This is a genomic window from Aquitalea denitrificans (assembly GCF_009856625.1).
Lineage (GTDB): Bacteria > Pseudomonadota > Gammaproteobacteria > Burkholderiales > Chromobacteriaceae > Aquitalea > Aquitalea denitrificans.
The window spans coordinates 2,951,827-2,968,855 of record NZ_CP047241.1 but is presented as its reverse complement, the minus strand read 5'-3'; the positions used below and the strand labels follow the sequence as shown (position 1 = coordinate 2,968,855).

General features: G+C 58.9%; 19 protein-coding genes. 16 read left to right on the top strand and 3 right to left on the bottom strand.

The window, feature by feature from the left end; all coding sequences use genetic code 11:
- Nucleotide 1: 1 nt before the first annotated feature.
- Complete coding sequence (locus GSR16_RS13510; protein ID WP_159878219.1) at nucleotides 2–1,015, bottom strand: iron ABC transporter substrate-binding protein; 1,014 nt, start codon at nucleotides 1,013–1,015, stop codon at nucleotides 2–4.
- A 206-nt stretch (nucleotides 1,016–1,221) separates the two neighbouring features.
- Between GSR16_RS13510 and GSR16_RS13505 the strand changes: the two genes are divergently transcribed.
- The 16 genes from GSR16_RS13505 (at nucleotide 1,222) to GSR16_RS13430 (ending at nucleotide 13,772) form a co-directional block, all read left to right on the top strand.
- The gene (locus tag GSR16_RS13505; protein ID WP_159878217.1) at nucleotides 1,222–2,184 is read left to right on the top strand and encodes a flagellar hook-length control protein FliK; all 963 of its coding nucleotides are present in this window, start codon (nucleotides 1,222–1,224) and stop codon (nucleotides 2,182–2,184) included.
- Nucleotides 2,185–2,290: 106 nt separating this feature from the next.
- Nucleotides 2,291–2,821, top strand: coding sequence for a flagellar basal body-associated FliL family protein (locus GSR16_RS13500; protein ID WP_159878215.1), 531 nt, complete (start codon nucleotides 2,291–2,293; stop codon nucleotides 2,819–2,821).
- A 3-nt stretch (nucleotides 2,822–2,824) separates the two neighbouring features.
- Nucleotides 2,825–3,829 (top strand): flagellar motor switch protein FliM, encoded by a 1,005-nt coding sequence (gene fliM, locus GSR16_RS13495; RefSeq protein ID WP_159878213.1) that lies wholly within the window; start codon nucleotides 2,825–2,827, stop codon nucleotides 3,827–3,829.
- On the top strand, nucleotides 3,826–4,272 hold the full coding sequence (gene fliN, locus GSR16_RS13490; protein ID WP_159878211.1) for a flagellar motor switch protein FliN: 447 nt from the start codon (nucleotides 3,826–3,828) through the stop codon (nucleotides 4,270–4,272). The genes fliM and fliN overlap by 4 nt, the downstream gene beginning before the upstream one ends.
- Complete coding sequence (gene fliO, locus GSR16_RS13485; RefSeq protein WP_159878210.1) at nucleotides 4,272–4,730, top strand: flagellar biosynthetic protein FliO; 459 nt, start codon at nucleotides 4,272–4,274, stop codon at nucleotides 4,728–4,730. The genes fliN and fliO overlap by 1 nt, the downstream gene beginning before the upstream one ends.
- Nucleotides 4,730–5,473, top strand: a complete 744-nt coding sequence (gene fliP / locus GSR16_RS13480) for a flagellar type III secretion system pore protein FliP (RefSeq protein WP_159878209.1) — start codon at nucleotides 4,730–4,732, stop codon at nucleotides 5,471–5,473. Before fliO ends, fliP begins: the two co-directional genes overlap by 1 nt.
- Before the next feature lie 2 nt (nucleotides 5,474–5,475).
- Nucleotides 5,476–5,976, top strand: a complete 501-nt coding sequence (locus GSR16_RS13475) for a GNAT family N-acetyltransferase (RefSeq protein ID WP_159878207.1) — start codon at nucleotides 5,476–5,478, stop codon at nucleotides 5,974–5,976.
- On the top strand, nucleotides 5,973–6,242 hold the full coding sequence (gene fliQ, locus GSR16_RS13470; RefSeq protein ID WP_045848343.1) for a flagellar biosynthesis protein FliQ: 270 nt from the start codon (nucleotides 5,973–5,975) through the stop codon (nucleotides 6,240–6,242). Before GSR16_RS13475 ends, fliQ begins: the two co-directional genes overlap by 4 nt.
- A gap of 11 nt (nucleotides 6,243–6,253) precedes the next feature.
- Complete coding sequence (fliR, locus tag GSR16_RS13465) at nucleotides 6,254–7,030, top strand: flagellar biosynthetic protein FliR (RefSeq protein WP_159878205.1); 777 nt, start codon at nucleotides 6,254–6,256, stop codon at nucleotides 7,028–7,030.
- A gap of 75 nt (nucleotides 7,031–7,105) precedes the next feature.
- A complete protein-coding gene (locus GSR16_RS13460; RefSeq protein WP_159878203.1) occupies nucleotides 7,106–7,831 on the top strand; it encodes a YebC/PmpR family DNA-binding transcriptional regulator in 726 nt (241 codons plus the stop codon).
- 318 nt (nucleotides 7,832–8,149) lie between these two features.
- A complete protein-coding gene (locus GSR16_RS13455; RefSeq protein ID WP_159878201.1) occupies nucleotides 8,150–9,445 on the top strand; it encodes an aminopeptidase P N-terminal domain-containing protein in 1,296 nt (431 codons plus the stop codon).
- A 2-nt stretch (nucleotides 9,446–9,447) separates the two neighbouring features.
- Nucleotides 9,448–10,644 carry an FAD-dependent monooxygenase gene (locus tag GSR16_RS13450; RefSeq protein ID WP_159878199.1) on the top strand — a complete coding sequence of 399 codons (1,197 nt, stop codon included), beginning with the start codon at nucleotides 9,448–9,450 and terminating at the stop codon, nucleotides 10,642–10,644.
- An 11-nt stretch (nucleotides 10,645–10,655) separates the two neighbouring features.
- Nucleotides 10,656–11,804, top strand: a complete 1,149-nt coding sequence (locus tag GSR16_RS13445; RefSeq protein ID WP_159878197.1) for a UbiH/UbiF family hydroxylase — start codon at nucleotides 10,656–10,658, stop codon at nucleotides 11,802–11,804.
- 15 nt (nucleotides 11,805–11,819) lie between these two features.
- Nucleotides 11,820–12,557, top strand: a complete 738-nt coding sequence (locus GSR16_RS13440; protein WP_159878195.1) for a DsbC family protein — start codon at nucleotides 11,820–11,822, stop codon at nucleotides 12,555–12,557.
- A gap of 27 nt (nucleotides 12,558–12,584) precedes the next feature.
- Nucleotides 12,585–13,370, top strand: a complete 786-nt coding sequence (locus GSR16_RS13435; RefSeq protein WP_159878193.1) for an energy transducer TonB — start codon at nucleotides 12,585–12,587, stop codon at nucleotides 13,368–13,370.
- A 141-nt stretch (nucleotides 13,371–13,511) separates the two neighbouring features.
- A complete protein-coding gene (locus GSR16_RS13430) occupies nucleotides 13,512–13,772 on the top strand; it encodes an acyl-CoA-binding protein (RefSeq protein ID WP_159878191.1) in 261 nt (86 codons plus the stop codon).
- Between the two features lie 98 nt (nucleotides 13,773–13,870).
- Here the strand turns inward: GSR16_RS13430 and ald are convergent, their stop codons facing one another.
- Both ald and GSR16_RS13420 read right to left on the bottom strand, forming a co-directional pair.
- A complete protein-coding gene (gene ald / locus GSR16_RS13425) occupies nucleotides 13,871–14,995 on the bottom strand; it encodes an alanine dehydrogenase (protein ID WP_159878189.1) in 1,125 nt (374 codons plus the stop codon).
- A 369-nt stretch (nucleotides 14,996–15,364) separates the two neighbouring features.
- Nucleotides 15,365–16,966, bottom strand: a complete 1,602-nt coding sequence (locus GSR16_RS13420; protein ID WP_159878187.1) for a GGDEF domain-containing protein — start codon at nucleotides 16,964–16,966, stop codon at nucleotides 15,365–15,367.
- Between the last annotated feature and the right edge of the window lie 63 nt (nucleotides 16,967–17,029).

The following is a 17,029-nucleotide window of genomic DNA, read 5'->3' as shown; positions in this document are numbered from 1 at the left end:
TTTACAGCAGGCCCGCCTGGGTCATCAGTTCGACGGTCTTGCGGCTGTTGAGACGCGAAGCATCGATTTTCGGTGCGTCCAGATTTTTCAGCGGCACCAGCTTGGGGTTGGATTGCGTACCCAGGCCCACGGCGTATTCGAAGGAGTTTTCAGTTTTCAGGATGGTTTGCCCGCCCTTGCCGGTAATCCACTTCAGGAAAGCCTGCGCTTCTTCCTTATGCTTGCTGGAGGCTAGTACGCCACCACCAGACAGGCTGACAAAAGCCCCCGGGTCCTGTTGCTTGAAGTAGTGCAGGGCAGTGTTCTTGCTGTTTTCACCAGTCTTGTTCTGATCGCCGAAATAATAGTAGTGGTAGATCACGCCGCCATCGATCTGGCTGGCATTTACCGCCTTCATCACCACGCTGTTGCCCTTGTAGGGCAGGGCATTGGTTTTCATCGCTTTCAGCCAGCCCAGGGTGACTGCCTCGCCTTTCTGCTCTAGCAGGGCGCTGACGATAGCCTGGAAGTCGGCTCCGGCCGGGGCCGCACCCCAGCGGCCCTTCCATTCCGGCTTGGCCAGATCCAGCAGGGATTTGGGCAATTCCTTCTGTGTCACGCGGTTCTTGTTGTAGACAAATACGGTGGAGCGAGCGGCAATGCCTACCCACTTGCCCTGTGCCGGGCGGAAGGCCGGATCGACCTGAGCCAGCGTGCTTGCTTCCACCGGTGCCAGCAGGCGGGCATTGTCAACCAGTACCATGGCCGGGGAGTTCTCGGTCAGGAACACGTCGGCGGGGGAAGATGCCCCTTCCTGCACGATCTGGTTACCCATTTCGCTGTCGCTGCCATTGCGCACGGTTACCTTGATGCCGGTTTCTTTGGTAAAGCCTTCAACCCAGGATTTGGTCAGGCTTTCATGCTGGGCGTTGTAAACCACGATGCCTTCGGCGCTGGCGGCGGCATGGGCAGCGGCAGAGAACAGGGTGAAAACCAGCAGGGCGGTGGTGAGGATGCGTGCGGACGGACGGGACATCTGGGTATGCTCCTTGCAGATATTCAACGGGAACTGCGGTAGTCAGGTGCGTTTGGGCACTGGTTTTGGCAGGATTCTTTACAATTGTAATGCAAAAGATAATGATTCGCATTAATAAAATTAATCAGATGCATGGTTAACTGAGGGGCGATCTGCTGGCATGCAAATTGCTGCTAAGTCTGCATCTTTCCCCAGGGGTTTCGGCCATGACAATTACCGTAATGCCGGCGAGCAGCGCCAAGACAGCCATGCCGCCAGGACAGGCGGATACCGGTACGCAAGATGCCGGCGGTTTGTTTGCCAGTTTGTTGGGGGCGCAGATCGGCAGCCTGAGCACGGCCTTGCCAACACAGGCGGATACCGGTTCCGGTGCCGGCAAAGGCAAGCAGGACAAGGATTCCATGTCAGAGGACAACACGGCATCTACCGATAACAGTGCCAATATGTTGCTGGCAGCATTGCCGCTGCTACAGGCCGGTTTGCAAGTGCAGCCGGTGCAGGACAAGCCCACGGCTACGCCAGTGACAACCGATGTGGTCAGTACCGGTATCAAGGACACCGCCATCGATCCTTTGCTGCAAGCTGCTGCGCCGCAGAAGCATCCTGCAGGTTTGCAGGCGCAAGAATTGCCGGGCAAGGATGCCGCGGCACTGCAATTCTTGCCGCCCAATGCTGATCAGCTGGCCAGTGCCAACCAGGCAGCCAACCAGGCAGCCCAGGCGGCACAGCAGACCAGCCAGGCCAAGAACCTGACCATTTCCCAGCCGATGTCCGATCCCAACTGGTCCAAGGCCTTGGGCGATCAGGTGCTGTCCATGGTCAGCATGAAGATGGACAAGGCAACCATCCAGGTGAATCCGCCGCAATTGGGGCCGGTGGAAGTCACACTGAAAATGAATGGCAATGATCAGGCACAGGTGATTTTTACCTCCGCCGTACCGGCAACCCGAGAAATAATCGAAAACAACATGCCGAAACTGGTTTCCATGATGGCTTCCAGTGGTATAGCTCTTGCCGATGCACAGGTTTCCAGCGGACAATCCGGGAATCGGCAACAGCAATTCAACCAGAACCAGAATGGCCGCCGCCAGAATGCCGCTGGCAACGATGAAGACGACACGCTGGCAGCCATCCAGTCCGCACGAGGGATACTCAGTATCTTCGCCTGATTTTGCTCAAAAGGGGGCTCTATTCAGTTCGTGCGGAAATCTGGAAAATATAATAGGGAAATGGCTTAAGCTTTCCCTATAAACCTAACGTACGGACTGATGACCCATGGCAGAAGACAAAAAAGCGGATAAAGCGGACAAGGGCGAGAAAAAAGCAGGGGGTGGCAATAAGCTGATGCTGGTGGTGGTGATTCTTCTGGTTCTGGTACTGGCCGGCATGGGTGGCCTTGCCTACGTGATGTTCACCAATATGAACAAACCGCATGACGCTGCCGCCCAGACTGAGCAGACCAAGGAAAAAACCAAGAAGAAAAAAGAAGGTCCTCCCATCTTTGAAAAGCTGGAAACCTTTGTTGTCAATCTGTCTGGCGGTGATGGCAGCCTGCTGCAGGTGGACATGCAGGCCGAACTGGGTGACGAAGAAGCCAAGAAGAAGTTTACCGACTACATGCCCAAGATTCGCAGTGCGCTGATCCTGCTGCTGTCCTCCAAGTCGGCGGCCGAGCTGTCCACTCCGGATGGCAAGGTCAAGCTGAAGGCCCAGGTCAAGCAGATCATCAACGAGTCCATGGATTCTGGCGAAGAAGAGCTGGTTCAGAGCGTACTCTTTACTTCCTTCATCATTCAGAAGCAGTAAGCGATGGGCGACGATATCCTGTCCCAGGAAGAGGTGGATGCCCTGCTCAGGGGCGTCACCGGCGAGGACGAAGATGATGACAGTGCGCAGGACTCGCAGGGAGTCCGCGGCTATGATATCGGTCGGCAGGAGCGCATCGTGCGCGGTCGCATGCCGACGCTGGAAATCATCAATGAACGTTTCGCCCGTAACCTGCGTATAGGCTTGTTCAATTTCATCCGGCGCAATGCGGAAATCTCCGTTGGGCCGGTACGCGTGCAGAAGTACAGCGAATTCATTCGCAATCTGGTGGTGCCCACCAACCTCAATCTGGTTCATGTGAAGCCGTTGCGCGGCACCGGGCTGCTGATTTTCGATCCGGATCTGGTATTCCTGATCGTGGACAATCTGTTCGGTAGCGATGGCCGCTATCATGTACGCGTGGAAGGCCGGGACTTTACTCCGACCGAGCAGCGCATCATCCGCCGCCTGCTGGAAGTGGTATTCACCGAGTGCCAGAAAGCATGGGAGCCGGTGCACCCCATCGAATTTGTTTATCTGCGCTCGGAAATGAACACCCAGTTTGCCAACATCGCCACACCCACCGAAGTGGTGGTGGCAATGACTTTTCATATCGAACTGGGGGCTGGCGGCGGTGATTTTCACATCTGTCTGCCATACTCCATGGTCGAGCCAATTCGTGATGTGCTGTCCAGTACCACGCAGGCCGACCGTACTGAAGTGGACAACCGCTGGGTCAGCCTGATGACGCATCAGGTGCAGGCGGCCGAGGTGGAACTGGTTGCTACCCTGGCGGAAACCAAGGTAACGCTGGGGCAGATCCTCAATTTGAAAAACGGTGATGTCGTGATGCTGGATGTGCCGGAGGCCGTGGTGGTGGATGTTTCCGGCATTCCGGTACTGGAATGCCACTATGGCACCGTGCAGGGGCGTTATGCCCTCAAGGTAGACAAGGTATTGGCCGGGGCTGGCGAATTCGCCGAGCCCGCAGGAGACAACAAGCAATGACTGAGCAGCTAGAAGAAGGTCAGACCCCGGGGGCGGCAGAAGAGGAAGTATCGATGGATGACTGGGCTGCCGCCATGGCAGAGCAGGAAACCAGCGATGCAGAGCAGGCTCCCGCCAATGTGCAGCCAGCAACCAATCTGTTCCAGGAACTGGGCAGCAGTGATGCCGCACTGAATGTACCCAGCAATCTGGACATGATTCTGGACATTCCAGTCCAGCTTACGGTTGAGCTGGGTCGAACCAAAATTGCCATCCGCAACCTGTTGCAGCTGGCACAGGGTTCCGTGGTGGAGCTGGATGGTCTGGCTGGTGAGCCCATGGATGTGCTGGTCAACGGCTGCCTGATCGCCCAGGGTGAAGTGGTGGTGGTCAATGACAAGTTTGGTATCCGCCTGACCGACATCATCACGCCGGCGGAACGTATCCGTCGCCTGCAGAAGTAATGCGCGTCACTGGCAAGGTTGGTGGTCTTTTTCCGTTGGCATGGTCTTGTACCACGCTGGCGGGGATTGCCACCTCGCAACCGCTGGTAGCAGCCAGCAGCCCAACACCGTTTACCAGCCTGCTGCAGGTCATTCTTGGTCTGGCCGTGGTGCTGGCCGCCATTGTCGGCCTCGCCTGGTTGTTCCGCCGTATGTCCGGCGGCATGCTGGGAGGCTCCAGCCGATTGCGTGTAGTCAGCGGTGTGCTGGTGGGACAGCGGGAAAAAGTGGTGATTGTCGAACTGGAAGGTGAATGGCTGGTGCTGGGCGTAACCAGCCATAGCGTCAATCTGCTGACCAAGATGGACCGGCCGCCGGATGCCGGTGCCGAGGTGGTACAGCCTGGCGAGCCCTTTGCGCGCTGGCTGAAGGCAGCCATGGAAAAGGGGCGCCAGAAATCTGAAGTCGTAAACAAATAATGAAACTCTCCTACCGATTGCTGCCCCTGCTGCTGCTGGCTCTACCCGTACTGGCGCAGGCTGCGGGTTTGCCGCTGATGACCAGTACCCCTGGTGCCAGTGGTGGCCAGAACTACTCCTTGTCGCTGCAGATGCTGTTGTTCATGACGGCGCTGGGTTTTATCCCGGCCATGCTGCTGATGACCACTGCATTCACTCGCATCGTGATTGTGCTGTCCCTGCTGCGCCAGGCCATGGGTGTGACCCAGTCGCCACCTAATCAGGTGATTCTGGGCTTGTCGCTGTTCCTTACCCTGTTTGTGATGGGGCCAACCTTCGATCAGGTGTACAACAAGGCCTGGGCACCGTTTTCGGACGACAAGATCAGCTTCAACCAGGCGGTGGACGAGGCCAGCAAGCCGATGAAGGCTTTCATGCTCAGCCAGACGCGAGAAAAAGACCTGGCTTTCTTCATCGAGATTTCGCGCTCGGAAAAACCGGCCACCAAGGCCGATGTCTCGATGAAAACCCTGATTCCGGCCTATGTCATCAGCGAACTTAAAACCGCCTTCCAGATCGGCTTCATGGTGTTCATCCCCTTCATGATCATTGACCTGGTGGTGGCTAGCATCCTGATGGCCATGGGGATGATGATGGTGTCGCCGGTCACCATATCGCTGCCGTTCAAGCTGATGCTGTTTGTGCTGGTGGACGGCTGGACCCTGCTGATGGGTTCGCTGGTCCAAAGCTTTTATACGGGCTGAACATGGAGTTTCACCCCATTACGCCGGACATGCTGCCGCTGTGTCATGCCTTGTGCGCCGACAGCATAGCCGCCTTGCCGGATGAGGCTTACCCCTTGGCGGCCCGCCTGGCCTGGGCTGGTATCTGGGATGATGAAACCGCTTCAGCCTGGGCTGCGCGCCTGTCCGCTAGCTGGAGTGTCGGTGTCAGCGCTGGTGGTGAGTTGCTTGGTTTTGCCTGGCTGACCCATGCCGGAGAGTTCGACATGCTGTATGTGACGCCTGCCGCGCAGCGACGCGGGCTGGCCATGCAAATGATCCAGCGGCTGGAGGATGCGGCGGCGCAGGCCGGGATTGTCGCCCTGCATGCCTGGGCCAGTCATGCTGCCCGGCCGGTATTCGAACAGGCCGGCTATGCGGTGTTGCGCGCCAACACCGTCACGCGGGATGGCGAGACGCTGGAAAACTGGCTGATGGCCAAAGGCGGCTGGCAGGAGCCTGCCGGTACAAGGAGAGAATCATGAGTCCGGAACTGGTCATCAATCTGGTGCAGAACGCACTGTACATCCTGATCATCGTCTCGGCACCAGTGCTGCTGGTGTCGCTGGTGGTGGGTCTGTTGGTGAGCGTGCTGCAGGCCGCCACGCAAATCAATGAAATGACGCTCACCTTCATTCCCAAGCTGCTGGCGATGTTTCTGGTGCTGGTACTGGCCGGACCATGGATGCTCAACACCCTGGTGGAATACACCACCCGACTGTTTCAGAGCATTCCCAGCGTGATTGGCTGACGCAGCGCGCCATGTTCAGTATTTCTGATGCGCAGATCAATGCACTGGTTACGATGTTTGCCTGGCCGTTTGCCCGCATCATCGGCTTGTTCCTGGTGGAACCCTTGTATGCCTATCGCGGTGTGCCGCGCCGGTTCAAGGCCGGTTTCGCGCTGATGCTGACCGTGCTGGTGGTGCCATTGCTGCCACCGGTGCCAGCCGTGCCGGTATTTTCCGCAGCAGGCATTGCCATTTTGTTCCAGCAATTGCTCATCGGCCTGGCCATGGGCTTTGTCATGCGGCTGACCATGACTGCGGTGGAAATGGCCGGCTTCATCATGGGTGCGCAGACCGGTTTGGGCTTTGCCATGTTTTTCGACCCCATGCACGCGGCCCAGGTGCCGGTGGTGTCGCAGCTGCTGTCGATGTTTGTGTTTCTGCTGTTTCTTACCTTTGACGGGCATCAAGTCGTCATTTCCACGCTGGTGGAAAGCTTCCAGGTGCTACCCATCGGCATGAGCATGCCGGCGCAGGGGCTGAAGGCGCTGGTGTTATGGGGCAGCCATATCATTTCCTGGGGCATCTGGCTGTCGATGCCGGTCATTGGCGCACTGCTGGTCACCAACCTCGCGATTGGCGTGATGACCCGTGCAGCACCGCAGTTCAATATTTTTACCTTTGGTTTTCCGCTGACGCTGATGATCGGTTTCATCACCATCTATCTGACGTTACCGCTGATGGTGCCGGCCATCGAACAGATATACGGTCAGGCCTTCACCTTCATGCTGGCCATGCTGAAGGCGAAATAGCTTTCTGCTAGAATAGCGGCCAAATTTTCGGCATTAAACCGGCCCGGTAACGGGCCAAACCAGATTGAGGCAATTATGGCAGGTCATAGCAAATGGGCGAACATCCAGCACCGCAAGGGTCGTCAGGATGCCAAGCGTGGCAAGATCTTCACCCGTCTGATCAAGGAAATCACCGTTGCTGCCAAGATGGGCGGTGGCGATGTCAACATGAACCCGCGTCTGCGTCTGGCAGTGGACAAGGCCAAGGCCGAATCCATGCCCAAGGACAATATCGATAACGCCATCAAGCGCGGTACCGGTCAGCTCGACGGCGTGGATTATGTCGAGTGCCGTTACGAAGGCTACGGCATTGGCGGTGCTGCCGTGATGGTGGATTGCCTGACCGACAACAAGACCCGTACCGTGGCCGATGTGCGCCATGCCTTCTCCAAGTACGGCGGCAATATGGGGACTGACGGCTGCGTGGCCTTCCAGTTCAGCCATTGTGGTTTCCTGGTGTTTGCCCCGGGCGTGGACGAAGATGCGCTGATGGAAGCGGCACTGGAATGCGGCGCCGAAGACGTGATCACCAATGATGACGGCTCCATCGAAGTCATCACTGGTCCTTACGAATTCAGTGATGTGAAGCAGGCGCTGGAAGACAAGGGTTTCAAGGCCGAAATGGGCGAAGTCACCATGAAGCCGCAAAACGAAACCGAACTGGCCGGCGAAGACGCCATGCGCATGCAAAAGCTGCTGGATGCGCTGGAAGATCTGGACGACGTGCAGGACGTGTATACCTCGGCCACACTGCTGGATTGATAGCGTAAAGCCGGAAACTCCCTCTCGCTTTCTGGAAGGAAAGCGAGGCTCCCTTCTTCAATTGGCAAGGCAAGGGCGGGGGGAAAGGGGAATAGATGGGAAGGCTGCGGAAGCAATCACTTCGTCGAAAGGCCCGGCTTTGCCGGGTCCGGTGAAATCGCACCAAATCACTTTGTCAGCCGCCTGAGGCTTGCCTGCTGGCAAGCCTTTTTCATGCCCGGCGTTGGCTGACCATCAGCATCGGCAGCATGGTCGCAGCAGTGTAAACTGCAGTCATGCCGGGACGTTGGCCGGTTCAAGTCATGCGAAAGAGTCATCATGTACCAGAGTCATGCCGAACGCCGTACGCGACTGATGCAGCAGATGGGGGAGGGCATTGCCATCCTGCCAACCGCGCCGGAAGTGGTGCGCAATGCCGACAGCCACTACCCCTACCGGGCGGACAGCCATTTTCTGTATCTGACCGGCTTTGCCGAGCCGGAAGCCGTGCTGGTGCTGGACGCCGGGATCGGCAAATCCATCCTGTTCTGCCGGGACAAGAACCTGGAGCGCGAGGTATGGGAGGGTTTCCGCGTTGGCCCGGATGGCGCGCGCGAAGCCTTCGGCTTTGACGAGGCTTATTCCATCAGCGAACTGGATGCCCGCCTGCCCGACCTGCTGAGCGGCCAGAAATCGCTGTGGTGGAATATTGGCCGTCAGCCTGGTTTCGATGTGCGGGTGAATGGCTGGCTGGACGCCGTGCGCCAGCGTTACCGCAGTGGTGAACAGCCGCCCGCGCTTTACCACGACCTGCTGGTGTTGCTGGACGAAATGCGCATGATCAAGGACGCTGGCGAACGCGCCACCTTGCGCCGGGCCGGACAGATTTCTGCCCAGGGCCATATCCAGGCCATGCGTGCCACCCGACCGGGGATGATGGAATACCAGGTCGAGGCGGAAATTCTGCATACTTTCATTCGCAATGGCGCACGCTATCCCTCCTACGAAAGCATCGTGGCCGGCGGGGCCAATGCCTGCACTCTGCATTATGCGGCCAATAACGCACGCCTGAACGCCGGGGATTTGCTGCTGATTGATGCCGGTTGTGAACTGAATGGCTATGCTGGAGATATCACGCGTACCTTTCCGGTCAGTGGCAAATTCAGCCCGGCTCAGCGTGATGTTTACGAAATTGTGCTGGCGGCGGAACTGGCCGGCATTGCCGCGGTCAAGCCTGGTGCACTGTGGAATGCGCCAGGCGATGCAGCCCTCGCGGTGCTGGTGCAGGGCATGCTGGATCTGAAGCTGCTCACCGGCAGCGTGGAAGGAGTGATCGAATCCGGTGCCTTCCGCCAGTTCTACATGCATGGCATCGGCCACATGATTGGTCTTGACGTGCACGATGTCGGTCAGCGTAAGCTGGGCGGCCAATGGCGCAGCTATCAGCCCGGCATGTGCACCACCATCGAGCCCGGTCTGTATATCCGCCCGGCGGATAATGTACCGCCGGCGCTGCACAATATCGGTATCCGCATCGAGGACGATGTGCTGGTAACCGAAAACGGCCACGAGGTGTATACCGCTGACGTACCCAAAGAAATCGACGCAATTGAAATCCTGATGCAGGGTGTCTGAACATGAAGAACACAGACAGACAACACGGCCGCGACTGCGGCCATGATGGCGGCGAGCATGCCGACATCATCATCGTGGGCGGTGGGCCGGTCGGCGCGCTGGCCGCATTACGCTTTGCCGCCGCCGGACGGCGTGTACTGCTGGTGGAAGCCCGCGCCAAGAATGCACCGCTCAATGATGCACGCGCACTGGCGCTATCCTGGTACAGCCGCGAAGCCCTGACCGCCTCCGGTGCATGGCCGGACGACTTGCCCGCCAGCATGATCGACAGCGTGCATGTGTCGCAGCAGGGGGCCTTTGGTCGTACCCGGCTGGATGCTGCCGATCTCAAACTGCCCCATCTGGGCGTGGTGGTGGATTACCCGGCGCTCACCCTGGCCATCAATGCCCGGCTGGAACAGGCCGGCGTGCAGGTGTGGTGGGAAACCTGCGTCGAGGCGGTCAGTAGCATGGCCTGCTATGCCACGGTGAAAACCAGCGGGGTGCATGGCGACATCAGCCTGACCGCCCGCCTGGTGGTGCTGGCCGAGGGCGGGGCACTGGCCGACAGTCTGCCCGGCATCAAACGCCTGGTACATGACTACCAGCAGTGCGCGGTGCTGGCCGAGGTGACAACCGAACAGCCGCCAGCCGGCGTGGCCTACGAACGTTTTTCGAAGCAGGGGCCGTTTGCCCTGCTGCCGCACGGCGACAATTACATGCTGGTGTGGACGCGTAGCCACGACGACGCCAAGGCCTTGCAACAAGCGCCGGATGAACAGGTGATGGCCGAGTTGCAGCAAGCCTTTGGCGAGCGCCAGGGCAAGGTGCTGAGCATTGGCCCGCGTGCCAGCTTTCCGCTGGCACTGCGCCAGGTCAACCGCGTCAGCAGTGGCCGGGTGGTGCTGATCGGCAATGCGGCGCAGACCATGCATCCGGTGGCGGCACAGGGCCTGAACCTGGGTTTGCGCGATGCCATCGGCCTGACAGAAGCGTTGAATGATGTCAGTGATCCGGGCGATGCAGCCGCCCTGGCGGTGTATGCTGCCAGCCGCAAGCTGGACAGCCATGCCGTGGTGGGCTTTACCCATGGACTGATCAAATTGTTTGATGGTGATTCGGCCCTGGTCAGCGCACTGCGCGGCATGGGAATGAGCACGCTGGACAGCGTACCGCCATTGCGCCGCGCATTTGCCCGTCATCTGGTGTTCGGGCTTTAGGAAACAGATTCATGACCCAGTACGATGTCATCATTGTTGGTGGTGGTCTGGTCGGTGCCAGTCTGGCACTGGCGCTAGCCGGCAGTGGACGCAAGATCGCCCTGCTGGAAGGTGCAGCCGCCCGCTTTGACGAGCTGGAGCAGGGCTGGGACGCCCGCATCTATGCGGTCAGCCCGCTCAACCGCCGTTTTCTGGAACAACTGCAAGCCTGGCCGGACATGTCGCGCATTGGCACCATTGCCAGCATGGATGTCTGCGGCGATGCCGGAGGCCGCATCCAGTTTGCCGCCAGCGATGCCGGTGCCAGCGCGCTGGCCTGGATAGTGGAAAACCGCTGGCTGCTGGCCAGCCTGTGGCGGCGCTTGGCCGACAGTAGCGTCGATTGCCTCACCGGGGTGCGTCCGATGGCACTTGCCGCCACGGCCAGCATGGCCAGCCTGACGTTGGACGATGGCCGTGTGCTGCAAGGTGCGCTGGTGGTGGGGGCAGATGGTGCCAACTCCTGGGTGCGCAGTCAGACCGGGTTGGCCGCCAGCATCAAACCTTATGGCCAAAGCGGTGTGGTGGCCAACTTTGCCTGTGAGAAACCCCATGGCAATATCGCCCGGCAATGGTTTACCGGTGACAGTATCCTGGCCTGGCTGCCCATGGCGGGGAATCGCATTTCCATGGTGTGGTCCACGGCCCGGCCAGATGAGTTGCTGGCCTTGTCTGCCGAGCAGCTGTGCGCACGCGTGGCCGCGGCGGGCAATCACCAGTTGGGCCATCTGAGCCTGCTGGGACCGGCGACAGCTTTTCCCTTGCGCTTGATCCAGCCAGAAGCGGTGGTCAGCCAGCGGCTGGCACTGGTGGGTGATGCGGCACACACCGTGCATCCGTTGGCGGGGCAGGGGGTCAACCTGGGGTTTCAGGATGCAGCCAAGCTGGCTGCCTTGCTGCAAGCACCGGGAGACGCCGGCAACTGGATGCTGTTGCGCCGTTACGAACGTGAACGGCGCGAGGCGGTCAAGACCATGCAACTGACCTGCGATGGCCTGTACCGTCTGTTTCATACCCAACATGTGCCCGGCCTGTCCTGGCTGCGCAATACCGGTCTTAGCCTGACCAACCGGCTGGCACCGCTCAAGCGCCAGTTTGCTCGTCATGCCATTGGCTTCTGAACCCGAGGAATGTGAATGAAAACCACTGTAAAAGCCCTGGCGCTGGTCGCCTCCTTGTTGCTGAGCATGACTGCCTGCAATGCCAACGCCACTTCTACCGGTACCGAGCAGGTAAAAAAAGCGTTTACCACCCGCTTTCCCAACCGTCAGGTACTGAGCGTCAGCGAAACCCCGGTGCAAGGTATTTATGAAGTAGTGGTAAAGGGCAAGCAGATTGTTTACACCGATGCGTCTGCAAAGTACCTGTTTGTTGGCGATCTGATCGATGCCGATGCCAAGACCAGCCTGACTGAGAAGACGATGGCCGATCTGAATCGTCTGGACTTCAACAAGCTGCCGTTGAAGTACGCTATCAAGGAAGTGCGTGGCAACGGTGCACGCAAGCTGGCGGTGTTTACCGACCCGGACTGCCCGTACTGCAAGCAGCTGGAGCGTGAAAGTCTGCCTGATATCACCAATGTCACCATCTACACCTTCCTGTACCCGCTGGCCCAGCTGCACCCGGATGCACCGCGCAAGGCACGCCAGATCTGGTGCTCCAAGGACAGACTGAAAACCTGGACAGCTTTCATGCGTGATGGTCAGGAGCTGACCGGCACCGACAAGTGCGATACCTCGGCGCTGGACAAGATCGAAGCCATGGGTGACGAACTGGGTATTACCGGCACGCCAGGCCTGATTTTTGCCAATGGCCGACTGGTACCGGGTGCTATCGCCAAAGAAGACATCGAAAAGCTGCTGGATGCCAAATAAGCTTTCTGCCGGAGCTTGCCCGGCATCATGAAACTGCCGTTCGGGCTGCGCTGGCTCCCGCAAATCTGGCGTTGGTCGGCCTTGTCCGAGGCCGACAGGCTGATGCTGGCGCTTAGCCTGTCATTGTTGCTGCATGCACCGTTATTGATGCGACTGGCATCCGAAGGCAGCCTGCGTGGCCAGCCGCAGCGCATGACGGTGCGCCTGGCTGGCAATGCCGGCCAGGCGACAGCGGACAGGGCGCAGCCCATTACCGCGCCTCATCAGGCCAGAGCACTGTCTGCGCCAGTCGTCAAGCCATTGGCCGGCAAGGTCATGCTGTTAAAGCGGCAGAAGCTGCATCTGGCCAATGCCGCTAGCGCAGCGCAGGCGCATCAGCCAGTACCGGTGCATTTCCCGTCTGTTTCCAGTGACACCTCGGCCCCGTTCGCGCTGGCGCAGGACAGTGCCATTACGGTGGCCTCGGGCGAAGATGCCAGTGCGCAACTACTGGGCTTTGACTTTTACTATGCTGCCCGGCAGGTGGATGTGCTGGCACTGGAGCAAGTGCCGATCCAACTGCTTGCGCCCTATGGTCTTGGAATGGATGATGTTGACATCACCTTGCGGGTTTATATCAACGAACAGGGCACTGTGGACGCGGTACAGATGGTGTCGGCGCGTCCGGCAGGGGCGGAGCTGCCGTTGATGGAGATCTTCCGCCAGGCCACTTTCTATCCGGCCATACGCGATGGCCGTGCGGTGAAGAGCTTCAAGCTGATCCGCATCGGTCTGCAAGCGGATGGCGATAGCGGCGCGGTACCGAACAATTGAAACCATGGCCGCACCGGTTGGCATGGTTTCATGCTAAATTCAGCCAGTCCGGCACTGGCGTTGCTGCGTGGCAAGCCTGCCGGAGTTGATTCAATACAGCGGAACATACCGCTTTGATAATCCGACCACGAAGGAAGAAACATGTCTGATCTGAACGCGCTGTTCACCCAGGCCCAAGCCGATGTCACCTCGCTGTCCGAACGCCCGGACAACCAGACTCTGCTGCAGCTGTACGCACTGTACAAGCAAGCCAGCGAGGGCGATGTGGCCGGTGAACGTCCCGGCATGATGGATTTCATCAACCGCGCCAAATACGACGCCTGGGACAAGCTCAAGGGCATGGCCAGCGATGAAGCCAAGCAAGGCTATGTCGATGTAGTACAGAAGCTGTTGGCCGAGTAAGCGGCGTAGCAGACCATGCTGCCGGGCTGTTGTGCCGGTAGATAGATGAAAAAGCCGCTGTCCGGCATGGGCAGCGGTTTTTTAACTGGCGTTGCAGCTCAGGACGCTGCCTTGATGGCCTCCACCGGGTCCACATAGGGATAGCCCAGATCATCCGCCACGGCCTTGTAAGTAATCTTGCCATGACAGACATTCAGGCCGTTGCGTAGATGCGGATTATCCAGCAATGCCTGGCGCCAGCCTTTGTCGGCCAGTTCCTGGGTGAAGGGCAGGGTGGCGTTGTTCAGTGCCTGGGTTGAGGTGCGGGCCACGCCGCCGGGCATATTGGCTACACAGTAATGCACGATGCCATCCACCACATAGATAGGGTCCTGATGTGTGGTGGCACGGCTGGTTTCGAAGCAGCCGCCCTGATCGATGGCCACATCCACCAGCACCGCACCGGGTTTCATATTCCCCAGCATGGCACGCGTCACCAGCTTGGGCGCTGCGGCACCGGGAATCAGCACCGCACCAACTACCATGTCGGCTTCGCGGATGCATTCATCGATATTGGCGGTATTGGACACCAGGGTCTTGATGCGACCGCTGAATACCATGTCGATTTCCTTCAGCCGCGGCAGGGATTTGTCCAGGATGGTGACATCTGCCCCGAGTCCGGCTGCCATGCGTGCCGCATTCAGTCCGACCACGCCGCCGCCAATTACCACCACCCGGGCCGGAGCCACGCCAGGGACGCCACCCAGCAGCACACCACGGCCACCTTGGGCTTTTTCCAGCGCGTGTGCGCCCGCCTGGATTGCCATGCGACCTGCCACTTCCGACATCGGTGCCAGCAAGGGCAGGCCGCCGCGCTCGTCGGTTACCGTTTCGTAGGCAATGGCAATCGCACCGGATTCGGTCAGCAGCTTGGTTTGCTCCGGGTCCGGTGCCAGGTGCAGATAGGTGAACAGGATTTGTCCCTGGCGCAGCATGCGGCATTCCACTGGCTGGGGTTCCTTTACCTTCACCACCATGTCGGCCTTGGCGAATACCTCATCCGCGGAAGAGGCAATCGAAGCGCCAGACTGGATGTACTGCTCGTCGGTAAAGCCGATGGCGAGCCCGGCCTGGGTCTGCACCAGTACCTTGTGACCATGGCCTACCAGTTCTCGTACACCGGCAGGGGTGAGACCAACGCGATACTCGTGGTTTTTGATTTCCTTGGGAACACCGATCAACATTACCGTCTCCTTCTGTTATTTGGATGGAAGCAACAGCAAACGTCGCGGGCAGGGGGTGAGCAGTCTGCACAGGGCAGGCTGCCTGCTCGGCTAGCCGGAATGGTGAGATAAGGGGGGCTGAAAAGACCTCCCCATTGTTGGATTCCGGCTTTGGGTGATTTGTAGTATATGGAGCCGGCCTTGGTCTTATTCACTGTAGTTTTTTACTACAACAGGGCTATCACCTGGAAATGGTATGATTTTTGGTGATGGGGCGCTGAAATTGAAGCCGGTGTCGGCTGGCTTGATCGCGATCAAAAGACAGGTTTTGGCAGAGGCTATTTTTCTGGTATGGATATTGCGCTGCAGCAGCCGATAGTGGCCCGCGCCTTAGTTGTGCCGCAGGCAGTCGCCACCGTTGTACTTGGCCAGGTACATCGCCTGATCCGCCTCCTGCATCAGCGAATCTGCCGTACTGTCGGTGCGGTCCAGTGCAATGCCGATGGAGATGCCCACCTTGAATTTTGCACCGCCAATCAGAAGCGGCGGCTGCATGGCAGCAATGCATTTGTCGGCCACAGTGCGGGCCATTTCTGCAGCCTGTGCATCCAGATGGCTCATCAGCAGGACGAATTCGTCACCGCCAATGCGCGCCAGGGTGTCGGACTCGCGCACAATCGCTTGCAGCCGTGCCGTCACCATGCACAGGGCTTCGTCGCCAGCATCATGCCCCAGGCTGTCGTTGATGCGTTTGAAACCATCCAGATCCATGAACAGCAATGCCAGATGCGTTCCGTGGCGGCGTGATTGCGCCAGCGCAAGTTTCAGGCGATCTGCAAGAAGGCGGCGGTTCGGCAGCCCGGTAAGGGTATCGTGATGAGCCAGCCGTTCCAGCTGGCCCTGTTGTTCGTGCAGTTTGCCCAGCAGACGGTTGAAGGCGGCAATCAGGTGGCCGACTTCATCACGGCGGCGGATAGACAGGGGTAACAGCGGCATGTCGCCGTGTGCCATGCGTTCGGCGTCTTCGGCGGCCTGAAACAACGGAAGCAACACAAAATACATGCAGACGGTAGCCAGCAGGGCAAACAGTATGGTGGCGATGATGGCCCCCTTGATGGCAAAAAGCTGTGCATGGCCAACGGTGGCAAACGCTTCGCTGGCAGGAAGCTGTGCCACGACAAACCAGTTGGTGCTGGGGACTGTGACCATGGCGGCAACTTCTTCCTCGCCATTGGCATTGGTGGTGATGCCACTGCCGCGATAACCGGCCATGGCACGGTCATGCAGCGGATTGTTTCCGCGCGGGGGCAGGGGGGCAAGCGCCATCTTTTTTTGCGAAGTGGCGATGTACATATTGTCGCGTGGCGACACCAGCAGGAAGCCGCCCTTGCCATGGCCGATCTGGGTTTTTTGCAGCAGGTCAAGGAAGCCGGGCGAAGAGAGCGGCGTAATGCCGACCAGAATGGCACTCACCCGCCTGTTGCTGTCAAACAGGGGAATGGCCATGGGAAGGATGGGCGTGCGCAGCGCAAAGCCGATGACCGGTTTGCCGATATATCTGCTGCCCTTGGCGGCAGACTGGATGTAGTCACGTTCTGCGTAGCTGTGGTTCTGTCGGCCCGGTGCCGTGGGGTAGTCGGCAATTACGCGGCCATGCGGATCGGTAACGAACAGGCCGCCGGGAAACAGGCTCTGGTAACGATAGTGTTGACGCAGCCAGTCCTGCAGGGCTGCCGGTTGTACCAGCATGGCTTGCGGCAGGTCGGTGGCCAGTTGGGCCAGCAGAGTCTGCCGCTGGGTGATCTTGTCATCGATATCCCTGGCCACATAGCCCGCCATGGCCTGTTGCTGCTCCTGCACCACGGTGGATAGTTCCTGCCGCAGAAAGCTGCCCAGTGCATAGTAACGTATCACAGTTCCCAGGCAGACCAGGCAGACCACCATGATCACCAGCCGGGTGATGATGCTGTCGAAGATACGGCGCTTGGTCATCAGGGAGGACAAATGAATGAATGAGCGGCAAGTTTAACCGAGGTGCCATGCCGCGTATATCCA

Excerpts from the sequence above, each read along its gene's own strand:
- GSR16_RS13510 (WP_159878219.1), bottom strand. The coding sequence starts at position 1,015 with ATGTCCCGTCCGTCCGCACGCATCCTCACCACCGCCCTGCTGGTTTTC.
- GSR16_RS13505 (WP_159878217.1), top strand. The coding sequence starts at position 1,222 with ATGACAATTACCGTAATGCCGGCGAGCAGCGCCAAGACAGCCATGCCG.
- GSR16_RS13500 (WP_159878215.1), top strand. The coding sequence starts at position 2,291 with ATGGCAGAAGACAAAAAAGCGGATAAAGCGGACAAGGGCGAGAAAAAA.
- fliM (WP_159878213.1), top strand. The coding sequence starts at position 2,825 with ATGGGCGACGATATCCTGTCCCAGGAAGAGGTGGATGCCCTGCTCAGG.
- fliN (WP_159878211.1), top strand. The coding sequence starts at position 3,826 with ATGACTGAGCAGCTAGAAGAAGGTCAGACCCCGGGGGCGGCAGAAGAG.
- fliO (WP_159878210.1), top strand. The coding sequence starts at position 4,272 with ATGCGCGTCACTGGCAAGGTTGGTGGTCTTTTTCCGTTGGCATGGTCT.
- fliP (WP_159878209.1), top strand. The coding sequence starts at position 4,730 with ATGAAACTCTCCTACCGATTGCTGCCCCTGCTGCTGCTGGCTCTACCC.
- GSR16_RS13475 (WP_159878207.1), top strand. The coding sequence starts at position 5,476 with ATGGAGTTTCACCCCATTACGCCGGACATGCTGCCGCTGTGTCATGCC.
- fliQ (WP_045848343.1), top strand. The coding sequence starts at position 5,973 with ATGAGTCCGGAACTGGTCATCAATCTGGTGCAGAACGCACTGTACATC.
- fliR (WP_159878205.1), top strand. The coding sequence starts at position 6,254 with ATGTTCAGTATTTCTGATGCGCAGATCAATGCACTGGTTACGATGTTT.
- GSR16_RS13460 (WP_159878203.1), top strand. The coding sequence starts at position 7,106 with ATGGCAGGTCATAGCAAATGGGCGAACATCCAGCACCGCAAGGGTCGT.
- GSR16_RS13455 (WP_159878201.1), top strand. The coding sequence starts at position 8,150 with ATGTACCAGAGTCATGCCGAACGCCGTACGCGACTGATGCAGCAGATG.
- GSR16_RS13450 (WP_159878199.1), top strand. The coding sequence starts at position 9,448 with ATGAAGAACACAGACAGACAACACGGCCGCGACTGCGGCCATGATGGC.
- GSR16_RS13445 (WP_159878197.1), top strand. The coding sequence starts at position 10,656 with ATGACCCAGTACGATGTCATCATTGTTGGTGGTGGTCTGGTCGGTGCC.
- GSR16_RS13440 (WP_159878195.1), top strand. The coding sequence starts at position 11,820 with ATGAAAACCACTGTAAAAGCCCTGGCGCTGGTCGCCTCCTTGTTGCTG.
- GSR16_RS13435 (WP_159878193.1), top strand. The coding sequence starts at position 12,585 with ATGAAACTGCCGTTCGGGCTGCGCTGGCTCCCGCAAATCTGGCGTTGG.
- GSR16_RS13430 (WP_159878191.1), top strand. The coding sequence starts at position 13,512 with ATGTCTGATCTGAACGCGCTGTTCACCCAGGCCCAAGCCGATGTCACC.
- ald (WP_159878189.1), bottom strand. The coding sequence starts at position 14,995 with ATGTTGATCGGTGTTCCCAAGGAAATCAAAAACCACGAGTATCGCGTT.
- GSR16_RS13420 (WP_159878187.1), bottom strand. The coding sequence starts at position 16,966 with ATGACCAAGCGCCGTATCTTCGACAGCATCATCACCCGGCTGGTGATC.